The organism is Pseudoalteromonas ardens (assembly GCF_030125445.1).
Lineage (GTDB): Bacteria > Pseudomonadota > Gammaproteobacteria > Enterobacterales > Alteromonadaceae > Pseudoalteromonas > Pseudoalteromonas ardens.
Genome location: NZ_JASJUV010000004.1, coordinates 207,365 through 221,493, shown reverse-complemented (window position 1 = coordinate 221,493; position 14,129 = coordinate 207,365). Strand labels below are relative to the sequence as shown.

The window sequence follows — 14,129 nt, the reverse complement described above, 5'->3', positions numbered from 1 at the left end:
TGCTTTAGCGGATCTTTAACGTTGCCAGCCCCGCCAGCACTAATATGATTGAAATAATCCAAAATCGTACAATCACCCTCGGCTCCGGCCACCCTTTTAATTCATAATGATGGTGGATCGGGGCCATCCGGAATATTCGCTGTCCCCGCAACTTATAAGAGCCCACTTGTAAAATCACCGATAAGGCTTCCATTACAAATACGCCACCCATGATGACCAGCACTAACTCCTGACGCACCAAAATAGCGATGATACCCAGTGCGCCACCTAACGCCAATGAGCCGACATCGCCCATAAACACTTGTGCCGGGTAGGTGTTGAACCACAGAAATCCCAGCCCAGCGCCAACAATCGCGGTACAGACCACCACCAGTTCGCTGGCAGAGGCTATATGAGGAATGTGGAGATAATTTGCAAACACGGCATTACCGGTTACATAGGCGATAATAGCAAGTGCGGATGCCACTAAAATAGTGGGCACAATGGCCAGGCCATCGAGTCCATCGGTCAAATTCACCGCGTTTGACGTGCCCACCAGCACAAAATAGCTCATAACCAGATAAAACAGCCCAAGCTGAGGGAGCACATCTTTGAAAAAGGGCACCACCAACACAGTTTCAGACGGATCCGTAGAAGTGAAATAGATAAACGCAGCCACAGAAATGGCAATCACTGACTGCCAGAAATACTTCCACCTCGCTATCAGGCCCTTGCTGTCTTTACGGATCACTTTGCGATAATCGTCAACAAACCCGACGACACCCAATGAACCAATCACAAACAAGGTGACCCAAACATATTTGTTGCCCAAGTCGCCCCACAATAGCGTACTGGCAAAAATAGCCCCTAAAATTAATAACCCACCCATGGTAGGTGTGCCTGATTTAGATAAATGTGATTCCGGACCGTCGTCTCTGACAGTCTGGCCAATTTGCATTCTCTGTAAGCCTCGGATCAATTTAGGCCCGAAATACAAAGAGATCATTAACGCAGTCAGGATCCCCAGGATCGCACGCAACGTCAGATAGGAGAAAACATTAAAGCCGCTATAGTACTGCGTCAGATATTCTGCTAACCAGGCTAACATGGTTTTTCCTCTTCACTATCAGCGTCGATATTGTTCACACTTAAAGCCTCGACCAAGTCGGCGACCAGCAGCTCCATACGCGCACTGCGCGACCCCTTCACCACCACAGTGCAGATGTCATCGCGCTGCGCCAGTAATTGCTGAATTGCCAGTAACATATGTTCTCGCTGAGAAAAGTGACGATTTGCAGTTTCAAACACATCGCTGGCATAGCGGCTCAGCACCCCCAAAGAAAACAGCGCGTCAATGCCTTTTTCTTTGGCATATTCACCCACTTCCTCATGATATTGCCGTGCCTCTTCACCCAGCTCGCTCATATCCCCCAGCGCAAACACCCGATAGCCCGGCATGCTGGCCAGCAAGTCTATAGCTGCTTTAACGGAGCGCACATTGGCGTTATAGCTGTCATCTATTACCCGCAACGTCTCTGACACTTCAATCAGGTTAACGCGCCCTTTCACCTCAGCCATGCTTTCTAACGCACCTTTGACATCTTCCAGCGTCGCACCTAACTGCACGGTGCAGGATGCCGCAATCAAGGCATTCATAACATTGTGTTCACCAGGCAACGGAAGTGTGATGGTGACGCGTTGCGTCCCCTGACACAGAGCAAAGGTCGCGCGGCCCAGTGTGTCCAAGCTGATTTCCTCTACCCACAGATCAAGCTGTTGTGTCATTGAGAAGCGACTGATACGCTGGGTGGTCAGCGTTTGTTCCCACATTGGCGCAAAGCGACAATCACAGTTCAACACAGCGACGCCGTTGTCTTTGAGTCCGGAAAAGATTTCCCCTTTAGCCTGGCCAACGCCCTCTATCGAGCCGAACCCTTCGATATGTGCCGGTGCTACATTGCACACCACTGCCACATCAGGATTGACCAGATCGCTGGTATACGCTATCTCACCGATGTGGTTTGCACCCAGTTCAATGACCGCAAACTCATCGTCCTCACTGAGTCGTAATAAAGTCAGTGGTACACCAATGTCATTGTTGAAATTTCCGGCTGTGGCCAGCACTTTGCCCAAACGGGAAAGAATCGCCGCCGACATTTCTTTCACCGTGGTCTTGCCCACACTACCTGTAATCGCCAGAGTTTTTGGCGACACCTGACGTATGACAGCCTGACCAAGTTGTCCCAGCGCAAGCCTGGTGTCTTTTACAACCAGCTGAGGAATATCAACGTCGACTGGATGGTCCACAATAGCGGCAATAGCGCCTTTTTGTTGTGCCTGGGCAACAAACTTATGGCCATCAAAATTTGGCCCTTTTAGTGCCAGAAACACTTCGTTTTCGCTAATTGTACGTGTATCTGTATTTACATTGGAAACACTGCGGTTTTGCCCGTCAAAAGGGGCCTTCAGTACATCCGCAAGCCAAGAGAGATCCATCTTGATCATGCACTTTCCCCTGATAATATTGTCTGAGCCCAGCTAATATCACTAAAAGCCAGGCATTGGTTACCTATGATCTGATAGTCTTCATGCCCTTTACCGGCGATCAGGATCACGCTATGTTGATCAGCGCCCTGAATTGCTTCGCGTATGGCAGTTGCCCTATCAGGCTGACAAAGAGCATACTCGGGCTTACTGAGCCCAGCCTTAATGTCGTTAATAATGGCGAGTGGATCTTCCCCTCGCGGATTGTCACTGGTGATCACCACAGTATCGGCATAGCGCTCAGCCGCCTGCGCCATTAACGCACGCTTACCTTTGTCACGCTCGCCGCCGCAGCCAAACACACAGGTCACTTTGCCTGGTACATGCTGTTGCAGTGCCTGAAGCGCCAGTGCCAGTGCATCTGGCGTATGAGCGTAATCCACCACGCAAGTTGGTTGCCCTGCCACGTCAATGGCTTGCATGCGACCGGTTACGGGCTGTAATTGTGCAGCCCCCTCAACCAACTGCGTTAAGGGGACCCCCTGAGTCAGTAGCACTGCAAATGCCGCACTCAGGTTATACAAGTTAAATTCACCAAATAAGGGGGTACTGATCTCAGCATCACCCCAGCTGGTATGCAACCTGCAGTGTATCCCCTGACTGTTAAATTGCGCCTCACTAAAATACACAAAGTGATGTAATGTTTCGTGTAAGCTGTCATCAGCAGGCTTACGGCCAAAGCCCACCGGGTGACCGATTTCACCCGCTTGCAACCAACGCTGTGCCCAGGAGTCATCAATATTAACCACCCCATAGCTTGGCTGGCACTCGCTAAATAGCTGCAGCTTCGCCTCGGCATAATTTTCCATTGTGCCGTGGTAATCCAAATGGTCGCGACTGAGATTGGTAAACACTGCCACATCAAACTGACATTGAGCCACCCGCCCCTGCACGAGCCCATGGGACGATACCTCCATGGCCGCCAGCTGATAGCTGTGACGCAACTCATTTAAAATACGTTGTAAATCCACGTGAGACGGCGTGGTGTTATTCAGTGGGGTAAGCGAATCAGGCGCTCCATATCCCAAGGTGCCAATCACAGCCCCTGGCAAACCACATGCGCTGGCCAGATGCGCTATCATCGCCGTTGTGGTGGACTTACCATTAGTCCCCGTCACCCCCACCAAAGTCATGGCATGACTAGGATCGCCATAAAATAGCGCAGCCAGCTTAGCCACTTTGTCTGCCAGACCGGTGATCTGCACTACGCGCGTATCTGCCACATCAACAACGCAGTTTGCATCCGCCAGCACCACCGCGGCACCGCGACTCAGCGCCGCAGCAACATAGTGACCACCATCTTGCTGATGGCCGCGAAGTGCAATAAAGCAATCGCCCGGACCCACTTCTCGGCTGTCCAGGCGCAATTCATTAATCTCTGTCTTTGGGTATGAAACCCCGATGTTAGCCAGTGCCTGGCTCAGGTCACGTGTCATTATCAGGCCTCGATAAGTAAGCTACGCGGTCTTTGTCCGGCGCCACATTTAAAATCCTCAGTGCGTTAGAGACTATCTCAGCAAACACAGGCCCAGCCGTATGACCCCCGTAATACACATCACCGCCAGGTTCATTGATCATAACCACCACTGCAAGGCGAGGATCACTGACCGGCGCAACACCGGCAAAATAACCCACATACTCGTCACCATACCCGCCTGCAATGGCTTTTTCCGACGTACCAGTTTTAGCAGCAGCCCGATAACCATCAACAATCACATTGGATGCGGTGCCCCCTTTTTCAAAGACCGACTCCATCATCTCAACGACGGCCAGTGCGTCTTCTTCACGGAACAGCCGCTCGCCTGGTACTGGCCCGTCCTGCTTCATAATGGTTAGCGGCCGGGAGATCCCCCCAGCGCCAAACGTCGCATAGAGCCTAGCCACTTGTGCCGTACTGACGGACACCGCGTAGCCATAAGATAAAGTTGCAATCTCAAAGTCTGACCAACGGCGATTAGGATAGAACAAGCCTGAGCTTTCGCCAATCATCATAGTGCCGGTGTCTTCGCCAAAGCCAACCTGTTGATAGAGGCCAACAAAATATTCTTTGGGCAGCATCTGGCTGATTTTAGCCACACCCATGTTACTGGAAATCTTAAGAATTTCGCGCAGTGTCATTTCGCCGTGATTGCGCTCGTCCTTGACCAGTCCGCCATTGAGGCGCATCCAGCCTGGATACGTATCTATGGTGTCATCTGCCTGGATAACCCCATGGTCCAGACCTGCTAGAACAGCCAGAGGCTTAAGTGTTGAGCCCGGCTCAAACAAGTCCGTAATGGCCCGGTTGCGACGTTTATACGGCGCAGCATCGCTCATATCATTGGGGTTAAAGCTCGGGCTGTTGACCATTGCCAGGATCTCGCCGCTATGCACATCAACCACCATAGCCGAGCCCGATGTAGCCTGATAGGTCAGTACCGCCGATTTCAGCGCCTGATAGGCGATAGCCTGAATCCGCAGATCGATACTCAGGTGAACATCTTCTGGCTCTACACGTTCTTCTTCAGCCAGTACCTGAACCTCACGGCCCTGCGCATCTTTACGAATAGTGCGGCGCCCTTCGGTACCCGTCATTGCTTTATCATAGAGCTTTTCAATACCTTCGATACCAATGCCATCGATGTTGGTCACACCCAGCACATGCGCAGTCACCTCACCATTGGGGTAATAACGCTTAGATTCATCGAGCAAGTGGATCCCCGGCAGGCGCATCTGACGAATGTAATTGGCGACAGCAGGCGTCACCTGGCGCTTTAAATAAACAAAACGACGCTTGGGGTTATCGCGCAGACGTTCGTCTATCTTTTCTTGTTTGATTTGCAGGACATCTGCCAGCTCACGCCAGCGTACTTCGTCCTGATAAAATGCCTGTTTACGGGCACTCAGTTCGGCCGCGTTATCAACCAAAGCCTGAGTGTCTTCACCGTTGCGCCGGGCTTTTCTCAGCACTTTTTTAGACAATGCCTTGTCCAGCGCTTTGGGATCGGCATAGACGCTGACCACAGGCACACTGACTGCCAGTTCCTTGCCGTTACGGTCGAAGATCATACCGCGCTGCACTCGCACAGTCTCAACCCGGACCGTCCGTTTAGCATTTTCCGAGCGGGCTTTATCGGGCTCAATGACCTGTAAATAGGCAGCACGGGCGATCAGCGCGGCAAACACCAGCACCAGCATCACGCTGACCAGCGCAAAGCGCCAGCTGATTAAATTGACTGAGGTCTTTTTCGCCGGACTCATGGTAGTACGATCACCTGCTCTTCTTTACTGGTTGGCCGCTTCATCTGTAACTGGGTTCTGGCCACTTCTTCAATGCGTGCGTGCTGTGAGTAAAACTCTTCCTCAACCACCAAATAGCGCCACTCCAGGTCCAGCTCGTCGCGTTTTTGTAATAGCCTGTCCTGCTCTATCAGTTGTTGGCGAGTCAGGTGAGTTACCTGCACCACCGCAAGTGCCGACCCTAAGGTCACAGCCAGCAGGAAAAACGTCAGCTTGTTGGCCAGTAACAACTGGCACATCTCTATGAACAACTTCGGCTGACGCTGATGTGTTTTCATTACAGTTTCTCGGCTATTCTCAGTACCGAGCTCCGTGCTCGCGGGTTGGCATCAATTTCAGCCTGACTGGGCTTAATGGCTTTACCCACCGCCTTTAAGGTCAGGTTTTGTTTTAACTGCGCGTCTGTCAGTGGCAAACCTCGCGGAACAGCCTCCCCTTTGCTTTGTTTCTTGATAAACTGCTTAACAATGCGATCTTCCAGAGAGTGGAACGAGATCACAACCAGGCGACCACCTGGTTTCAGCACCGCCAGTGCAGCTTGCAATGCGGTCTGGATTTCTTCCAGCTCACTGTTGATGTAAATGCGGATGGCCTGAAAGGTACGTGTTGCAGGGTGCTTGTGTTTGTCTTTCACCGGCACCGCTTCATCGATTAACTCTGCCAGCTGTTTGGTGGAAGTGATCTCAGTATGCGCTCGGGTTTCAATGATCTTGGTCGCAATCCGGCGGGCAAATTTTTCTTCGCCATATTTTTTGATCACAAACACCATATCTTCCAGCTCGGCTTCCGCCAGCCATTGCGCAGCGCTACGACCGGCAGTCGGATTCATCCGCATGTCCAGCGGACCATCTTTCATAAAGCTAAAACCACGTTCAGCGTCATCCAGCTGAGGTGATGACACACCAATATCCAGCAAAATACCATCGACCTGACCCAACAGGTCGGCATCACGAGCTACGCTCTCAATGTGCGAGAAGCGATTGTGGGCAATACTAAAACGCGGATCGTCGGCAAATTTCTGAGCGGCCGCAATCGCTTGCGGGTCCTGATCGATGGCCTGTAGTTTGCCCTGCTCGTTCAGCCGCTTCAGTATTTCACCCGAGTGACCGCCGCGGCCGAATGTGCCGTCGATATAGGTGCCGTCGGGTTGGATATTCAATGCATCCAGCGTTTCAGCCATCAGCACTGAAATATGTTGCCATTCTGTCGCCATAAAGTTTGGTTTTCACCCCAGTTATAAAGAAAAGTCGTCCAGCTCAGGGCACGCTTCCACGTCACCACTGCGCTCTATCTCGGTATCGGCTTGCATTTGCTCATACCAGCGTGCTTCGTCCCAAATCTCAAATTTGTTGAGCAATCCCACCAGCATCAGCTTTTTGCCAAGACCGGCATGGGCACGCAGCGTGGGCGCCAGTAAAATACGGCCATTTTTGTCCAGCTGATATTCTTCCGCATGTCCTAACAACATGCGCTGCCAGCGTCGGACCCTGGGGTTAGTGTTGGAGAGCCGCTGTAATCGGGATTCTATTTCGCGCCATTCAGACAGCGGATAGAGCCACAGGCACGGTTCGTTGATCGCAATAGTACAGATCACGGCGCCCTGTTCTTCAGACAACAGCGGTTGGCGATACCGGGTAGGTATCGAAAAGCGCCCTTTGTCATCGAGACTCAGAGAGTTTGCGCCGCGGAACATAACTACCCGCTTGGCCTGTTGCGATAAGCTAATCTTTGATCCAATTTGATCCACTCTAACCCACATTTTCCCACAGGATGACAGTCTAGGGCTTGACAAGCCTTTTTGTCAAGTTGGATCACATCGCTTAACTCGCCTACAGGCCAGAAAAATCGCGGGTTTTGCGGAACTCCATGAAATCGGTGGGAAAATGTGGGCAGACAAATAATCTGGGATCTTTGTACACAAAAACGTCCCTTTTTTGATTACTAGAGAATATTTCATTCATGAAGTTTTTAGGTACTGTGGTGTTACCAAAAGGCCGAAAAATTAATAACTCTGGACTAGTATTTAGCTTAAACGGGTTGGTTAAAGCGCGCTGCGCTTGTATCATGCCGCCACCTCAAACCCAGGCGAGTTTTTATTATTAAAGAAATATCAATAAAACAGCGATTTTACCGATTGATGCTAGTACTCAGTTTGCCTGGTCTTTTGCTGATCCTGGCGTTGCTGTTCGCACAACGCAGCAATATGCTGCAACTACAAGAGCAGCAAGCCCTGATGTATGCCAATCAGGTTGCAACCCTGCAACATGCCGAAATCGCCGCAACACGTCGACTGCTGCAACAACTGGCCTACCAGCCTAAAAATTTGCAACACCAACGCGGCCTTTGTCCACAATTACTGTCGAGTGCTCAGCATCTATCGCCCAGCTTTGCTAACTTTGGCCTGGCAACACCCGATGGCACTGTTACCTGTTCTTTGTCAAAAATATCGGGTCCCATTTCGATCGCTGATCGCCCCTATTTTCAGCAGGCGATCGATGAAGGAACCTTTAGCATTGGTGAGTATCAGCATGACAGAAGTATCAACACTGCCACACTGAACTTTGCCCACCCGGTTTATCAGGATGGTCAACTCGCGATGGTGATCATTGCAGTAAAACGTCTATCGCACTGGAGCCGTTCACTGTCCAGGTTGACGCTGCCACAGGGCACCCGCGTGATGGTTGCCGACCACACCCGCGCCATTGTCGCCGAATACCCCTACAGCAATGAACCGCTGGGCAGAGCCGTTGCCGAAGACTGGCCTGATGGCCTGAATGAACAGGCGGTGCTGCTGAGTGATGCCAATGGTCACCACCATGTTTATATTCGCCTGCCTTTACTCGCCGCGCGTGGCGAACTAACCATCTATTTTGCATTTCCGTTTGAAGCCGCATGGCAACAAACGCAACGCCACTTTGCGCTGGTCCTGAGCAGCTTTTTTGTGTTGTTATGCCTGCTTATCTGGCTGGCTCGTCATCGCCTGCACAAAACCCTGTTACAACCCTTGACCCAGTTCAGACAAGCCATCGCAGCACTGGCACAGGGGCGCTCAGTCGACCTCACCAGTCATACTATGCCGCAGGAACTGGCAAAGCTGGGTGAACACTTTGAAAGCATGGCCAAGGTGCGCCTGCACACCGAGCAACAGTTAAGCCATAAACACACCGAACTGCAAACGCTGCTCTCGGCACTGCCCGACAGTTATTTACGGGTTGATGCACAGGGCCAGGTACTCGCAAAACATGGCTCCCTGGTACAACAGGGTAATACACTGAGCGAGCTATTTCCGAACCATATCCATAAACGGATCCGGGTTGCGCTGACACTCCTCAAAGATCAACCGCATCTGTTGCTGGAATACACCCAGGGTGACAACCAACAAGGGTATGAAGTACGCGTTCAGGGTATGAACCATGGTGAAGAGGCCGTTATCGTGATCCGCGATATCAGCCACCGTAAACGTCAGGAAGAAGCGCTCAATCTGGCTGCGCTGGTGTATAACAACTCCAGTGAAGGCATGGTCATCACCGATGCCCATGGCTACATTCTGGATGTGAATCTGGCATTTGAGACCGTGACCGGGTTCTCTGCACAAGAAGCGATTGGAAAAACCACCGCAATCCTCAACTCTGGCAAGCATGATCGCGCTTTTTATCGACAGATGTGGCATGGCCTCAACGAGACAGGTCGCTGGCAGGGTGAGATAGTTAACCAACGCAAAAATGGCGAACTATATACGGAATGGCTCACCATAGATACGGTTTATGATGAACAAGATTCGCCTTATCGCAGAGTGGCCATTTTTACAGATATTACCGACAACAAACTGAAAGATGAGCAACTTTGGCGACAAAGTCACTATGATTCACTGACCGATTTACCCAATCGGAATAGCCTGAAAAAACACCTTAATACTTTGCTTGCAACACCCGATACATCGCTGGCCATCCTGCTGCTGGATCTCGATCACTTTAAGGATATAAACGACACTTTGGGGCACTATTATGGCGATCAGTTACTTGCCCAGGTTGCCAAAGTATTACAATCACTGGAGCAACCCGGCGTGACCTTGTCACGGATCGGTGGCGATGAATTTGTCATTATCTGTGAACACTGCCGTACTGAAAGCGATGCCATCGCGCTGGCAGAGCGCGTGCTCAACTTATTTAAGCAAGACTTTACCCTAGACGGTGAGCACTGTCACATAGGTGCCAGTATAGGTATTGCGCTCAGCCCCAGAGATGGCGATAGCAGTGAGCTGCTGCTGAAAGCCGCAGATCAGGCCATGTATCGGGCGAAAGCTCTGGGTCGCAATGGTTATGCCTGTTTCGACTCCGCCTTACGCCAGCAGAGTGAACAACGCTTACTGATGCTCAGAGACATGCGCCAGGCCTTATCCGACGCACAATTTGTGATGTACTATCAGCCCATTGTGACCATGCACAATCAGCAGATCCACAAAGCCGAAGCATTGATCCGCTGGCAACATCCCGACAAAGGCATGATCAGCCCGGCGCACTTTATTCCGCTGGCGGAAGAAACCCAGCTGATCCATCAACTCGGCGAGTTTGCCTTCCAGCAAACTCTGCAAACACTCAGTCACTTGCAGCAGCAACACGGTGCCTTTCAGATCAGCCTGAACGTATCACCGGTGCAATTCAACGCTAAGCATACAAGCTTACTGAAATGGCAGGATCAGCTTAACGACGCTGATTTGCAGCCCGAAGATGTGGTCATTGAGATCACAGAGGGCCTCATGATGCAGGGAGAAGGCCGCAGTCAGGCCCGACTTGGCCAGTTGATCCAGCAAGGCTTTTCAATTGCGCTGGACGACTTTGGTACCGGGTATTCTTCCCTTGCTTATCTTAAGCAGATGGACACCGACTTTATCAAGATAGACAAACGCTTTGTTGACGGCATAGAACACAACGAAGACGATCTGGTGCTGTGTGAAACCATGATCATGATGGCACACCAGCTGGGGCTCAAAGTGATTGCTGAAGGAATAGAAACCGCCACGCAACATGAACTGCTCAAACAGGCAGGCTGTGACTTTGGCCAGGGGTATTTTTATGCCAAACCTATGAGTCAGGCGGATTTAGAGGCGTTACTGTTAGACAAATCACAGCAACGATAAAGAGGCACGACTGTGACCCTCTTTAAAGCGTACCCGTGAGAACTAATGGGGAAGGAATATGAGTGCTGCCTGATGGCGTAACACAGCCTAAAATATGGAGCCTATGTTCTAAATTGAACTATTGAAGGGTGCGCTTTCTATAAGCCTCGAATAGCGAAAATCGTAAGTTTCACCACAAAACCCTGAAGAATAGTCAAATCCGGGTAATACGAAAGCGCATCCAAGCCTGAACTTAGATAAATCGGAACAACATTGAAGGGGAAATGTTAACCCAGTAATCGCTCGCACTGAGTCAAATTAGCCCGTCGCCTTTTGTGAAGATGCTCACAGTAATCTGTCATCGCTTGCTTTCGCCCCACAGCACCATGAAAGACCTTTGTAAACTGCGTAGTCAGTTTGAGCCAGTTGTCTGGCTCTATTTGCAATCGTGTCAGCAGTGGCTGACTATCGCTGATATAACCCCGCTTATCTGCACGCATGCATCGGCCTGTTAACTCAACCAGTTGAATATAATAAGTCAGCTCAAACGGCAGTCCTTTGGGCATGTGCTTTCTTGGATTACCTGCAAAACGCAGTAAGCTTTTGGGTTGCTTACCTTGCTGTGCATGCTCAATACGCTTTTTAATGCTGGTATAGTCTGACGTTTCCGGTGTATCTGCCATTTGGGCTCTGACTGGATTCAGGTCAACATAAGCCAGGCACGCTGCCAGTGCCGCTTCATCCAGTAAAGCCTGTGACTTAAATCGCCCTTCCCAAAATCGACCTGTACAACCATCTTCTTTATTGGCCCTGCGAGCAATGTCTTCATTAAGCACCCGCATAAACCAGCTGATGCTCGCAAGCCGTAGTCTGAATTCAGCAATATCAGCTGCCAGCATACTATACTCGGATGCGCTCAGCTCATCACCACGAATGAACTTGTGCGTCAGCCAGTTACCTTTAAACAGTTTATGCCAGCGAAGTACGATTGCTCTGTCTGATATCCTTTGTGCTTTTATATCATCTACATACAACACAATATGTGTATGATTGCTCATAACCGCGTAACCACACACATTAATGCAAAACACCTTAGCAAGGGTCAGCAATTTTTCCTCAACCCAGTCTCGCCGATGTTCATAAGACTTGCCCGTTACGCGGTCTTCGCCGCACAGAAATGCCCGGCGAACACACCGGGATATGCAGTGGTAGTATTTAGTGTCTGACAGGCTGACCTGTCTCTTCCTTGCTGATGGCATAATCTAGCATCCTCAATCCATTGAGTATCACCTAAAGGTAGACGGCGTACATTCCGTACGCCAATTTTAGGTGGGTGTCCATGTAACTCCTCTACCGCTCGCAGGGCCAATTTAATAATTAGATATTGAGCTCAACTTGGCCCGCATTTCATAAGCGCAAAGCACTTCTTTTAGGGTATTACACTTACTGTAACGACCTATCTGAGCCAGATGTTGAAAGCAAGCTGGTTTGAGAACCAAAAATTAACGGGCACTTTTCGATCATCATAGTATGAAACATCGACAGGAAGGCCCGCTACCTTAGCAGTTAGCAAAGTAGAATACTTTTCTTTTCCGCCTGGTTGCTCTAAATCAAAGCAGAGTGAGGGGGCGTTTGCCTCTATGGTGAAGCAAGCGTACTGGGAAAACCCGCCACCATACGTTCTTAGCGCTTTGACTTTGGTATTCCAGCGCCATACTTCACCGGCACTAACACTGAAAGCAGACAATGCTGTTAGCAGTAACAATATTTTTTTCATATTTGATCCAATCCTAGAAGTTACGAAATAATCTCAATGAATATTGTACCTGATATCAGTAAAATAGAGTATTGCAGGAAAAATTAAAACTTTATTGCTGCCTTACAGCAGGTCGTGACATCCACAAACTAGACGAACAAAAAAGGCCACAGTAATACTGTGGCCCAATAATATCTGATGATCTTTTACTTAGTTTTTAAGTGACACCCACTCCAATATATGCAGGACATAGCCTACAGTCCACACGCCTATTTTAGGTGGGTGTCCATGTAACTCACCTAGACTGGATATCTACGATTTTGGGTGGGTGTCCACGATTTTGGGTGGGTGTCCATGCGAATTGTTAAAAAGGCCACAGCAATACTGTGACCCAAAGTTTTTAAGTGACACCCACTCCAATATATGCAGGACATAGCATACAGTTCACACGCCAATTTTAGGTGGCTGTCCGTATAACTATTGCTTTAGTTTCAGTACCTCTCTCATGTTAACAAGTTCTATCAGAGACATGTCTAATCTAGATTTGAGTTTCACACGCATACTTTCATCTAACTCAGATTTGTTCACAATATAAAGAAGCCGTTCATACTTTCTCTCCTCCAACAAATAGGTTACACATGACATGAAAACCCTTTCGTACATGCCATTGCGCTTTACTAACTGAGAACTTAAAAACTTAGGGAAGTAGTCATAAGTTCGATCCAAGCACAATCTTTTATTTACTACTTCAAGAAAATTGCTGTCGTAATATTTAAATGCGAATATTCGATTAAAAAAAGCATCAAACTTTTTACTATAATAGAGGGTTAGTATTTCATTTCTCTCTTTGTTATTGAGCTCAAAAGACTCCTCACCGGGGGGGTATGTTTCTCTTGTAACTTTAACTCTTTCGATTGGCCTATGCTCCGTCACTGCAGCCAAATTAGACACCCGCTCTATAGTTTCAGACAACAACTCAGAAAAATATTGCTTCCCCCTATTATCCGAGTATTCTAATAATACTTGAGACATGATTAGACTGGCCTTTACAATAGCACTGCTATAACACTCTCCCACCTCGCTTAAACCAGGCTGGAAATTGTAACCTCTAGCTAGCAAGAGTTTTAGCTTTTCATGCTCTAGCTGTAGACATAGACTGGGCGCAAACATAACTCCGGGATTATAATTTCCGTCTAGTTTTTCAAAATGGTTCAGTAGCTTTTCATCAACACTTTTGGAATATAAAAAAAGGTGCGCGATAAAAGGTAAATCATCAATCTTAAGTGTATTGACATCATCAGACTCAGAAACATTGGAAAGAAGGCTATAGTAATCATACTCATCCGCTAATAAAGAGAAAGATAAAATCAACAATAAAACAGAGCATAAAAATCTCACCCTCACCCCCTAAAAATCAAATAGACCATTTATAAAACACACATTACACCTCACTTC

General features: G+C 49.1%; 11 protein-coding genes. 1 reads left to right on the top strand and 10 read right to left on the bottom strand.

The features are described from left to right. Window positions 1-4: 4 nt before the first annotated feature. From mraY to mraZ, 7 genes are read right to left on the bottom strand one after another with little or no spacing between them, the layout of a single operon-like run. Window positions 5-1,087 (bottom strand): phospho-N-acetylmuramoyl-pentapeptide-transferase, encoded by a 1,083-nt coding sequence (gene mraY / locus QNM19_RS14670; RefSeq protein ID WP_010383650.1) that lies wholly within the window; start codon window positions 1,085-1,087, stop codon window positions 5-7. Continuing rightward, complete coding sequence (locus tag QNM19_RS14665; RefSeq protein ID WP_049863440.1) at window positions 1,081-2,484, bottom strand: UDP-N-acetylmuramoyl-tripeptide--D-alanyl-D-alanine ligase; 1,404 nt, start codon at window positions 2,482-2,484, stop codon at window positions 1,081-1,083. Before QNM19_RS14665 ends, mraY begins: the two co-directional genes overlap by 7 nt. Next, window positions 2,481-3,959 carry a UDP-N-acetylmuramoyl-L-alanyl-D-glutamate--2,6-diaminopimelate ligase gene (locus QNM19_RS14660; protein WP_284026855.1) on the bottom strand — a complete coding sequence of 493 codons (1,479 nt, stop codon included), beginning with the start codon at window positions 3,957-3,959 and terminating at the stop codon, window positions 2,481-2,483. The genes QNM19_RS14665 and QNM19_RS14660 overlap by 4 nt, the downstream gene beginning before the upstream one ends. After that, complete coding sequence (locus QNM19_RS14655; RefSeq protein WP_049863441.1) at window positions 3,949-5,763, bottom strand: penicillin-binding transpeptidase domain-containing protein; 1,815 nt, start codon at window positions 5,761-5,763, stop codon at window positions 3,949-3,951. The genes QNM19_RS14660 and QNM19_RS14655 overlap by 11 nt, the downstream gene beginning before the upstream one ends. Next, complete coding sequence (gene ftsL / locus QNM19_RS14650; RefSeq protein WP_049863442.1) at window positions 5,760-6,080, bottom strand: cell division protein FtsL; 321 nt, start codon at window positions 6,078-6,080, stop codon at window positions 5,760-5,762. The genes QNM19_RS14655 and ftsL overlap by 4 nt, the downstream gene beginning before the upstream one ends. Continuing rightward, window positions 6,080-7,015: a 16S rRNA (cytosine(1402)-N(4))-methyltransferase RsmH gene (rsmH, locus tag QNM19_RS14645; protein ID WP_284026854.1), complete on the bottom strand. Its 936-nt coding sequence runs from the start codon at window positions 7,013-7,015 to the stop codon at window positions 6,080-6,082. Before rsmH ends, ftsL begins: the two co-directional genes overlap by 1 nt. 21 nt (window positions 7,016-7,036) lie before the next feature. Next, window positions 7,037-7,495, bottom strand: coding sequence for a division/cell wall cluster transcriptional repressor MraZ (gene mraZ / locus QNM19_RS14640; protein WP_040644569.1), 459 nt, complete (start codon window positions 7,493-7,495; stop codon window positions 7,037-7,039). A 444-nt stretch (window positions 7,496-7,939) separates the two neighbouring features. Between mraZ and QNM19_RS14635 the strand changes: the two genes are divergently transcribed. Further along, complete coding sequence (locus QNM19_RS14635) at window positions 7,940-10,939, top strand: bifunctional diguanylate cyclase/phosphodiesterase (protein ID WP_284026853.1); 3,000 nt, start codon at window positions 7,940-7,942, stop codon at window positions 10,937-10,939. A 266-nt stretch (window positions 10,940-11,205) separates the two neighbouring features. On the opposite strand, the gene QNM19_RS14630 is transcribed toward QNM19_RS14635, so the two are convergent. The 3 genes from QNM19_RS14630 to QNM19_RS14620 form a co-directional block, all read right to left on the bottom strand. Next, entirely contained in the window at window positions 11,206-12,177 is a 972-nt protein-coding gene (locus QNM19_RS14630) for a transposase (protein ID WP_284026852.1), read from the bottom strand. 197 nt (window positions 12,178-12,374) lie between these two features. After that, window positions 12,375-12,695, bottom strand: coding sequence for a hypothetical protein (locus QNM19_RS14625; RefSeq protein ID WP_049863443.1), 321 nt, complete (start codon window positions 12,693-12,695; stop codon window positions 12,375-12,377). 456 nt (window positions 12,696-13,151) lie between these two features. Next, on the bottom strand, window positions 13,152-14,072 hold the full coding sequence (locus QNM19_RS14620) for a hypothetical protein (RefSeq protein WP_284026851.1): 921 nt from the start codon (window positions 14,070-14,072) through the stop codon (window positions 13,152-13,154). Between the last annotated feature and the right edge of the window lie 57 nt (window positions 14,073-14,129).

What these genes read in the sequence shown, in the direction of transcription:
- mraY (WP_010383650.1), bottom strand. Translation starts at nt 1,087, where the DNA reads ATGTTAGCCTGGTTAGCAGAATATCTGACGCAGTACTATAGCGGCTTT.
- QNM19_RS14665 (WP_049863440.1), bottom strand. Translation starts at nt 2,484, where the DNA reads ATGATCAAGATGGATCTCTCTTGGCTTGCGGATGTACTGAAGGCCCCT.
- QNM19_RS14660 (WP_284026855.1), bottom strand. Translation starts at nt 3,959, where the DNA reads ATGACACGTGACCTGAGCCAGGCACTGGCTAACATCGGGGTTTCATAC.
- QNM19_RS14655 (WP_049863441.1), bottom strand. Translation starts at nt 5,763, where the DNA reads ATGAGTCCGGCGAAAAAGACCTCAGTCAATTTAATCAGCTGGCGCTTT.
- ftsL (WP_049863442.1), bottom strand. Translation starts at nt 6,080, where the DNA reads ATGAAAACACATCAGCGTCAGCCGAAGTTGTTCATAGAGATGTGCCAG.
- rsmH (WP_284026854.1), bottom strand. Translation starts at nt 7,015, where the DNA reads ATGGCGACAGAATGGCAACATATTTCAGTGCTGATGGCTGAAACGCTG.
- mraZ (WP_040644569.1), bottom strand. Translation starts at nt 7,495, where the DNA reads ATGTTCCGCGGCGCAAACTCTCTGAGTCTCGATGACAAAGGGCGCTTT.
- QNM19_RS14635 (WP_284026853.1), top strand. Translation starts at nt 7,940, where the DNA reads ATGCTAGTACTCAGTTTGCCTGGTCTTTTGCTGATCCTGGCGTTGCTG.
- QNM19_RS14630 (WP_284026852.1), bottom strand. Translation starts at nt 12,177, where the DNA reads ATGCCATCAGCAAGGAAGAGACAGGTCAGCCTGTCAGACACTAAATAC.
- QNM19_RS14625 (WP_049863443.1), bottom strand. Translation starts at nt 12,695, where the DNA reads ATGAAAAAAATATTGTTACTGCTAACAGCATTGTCTGCTTTCAGTGTT.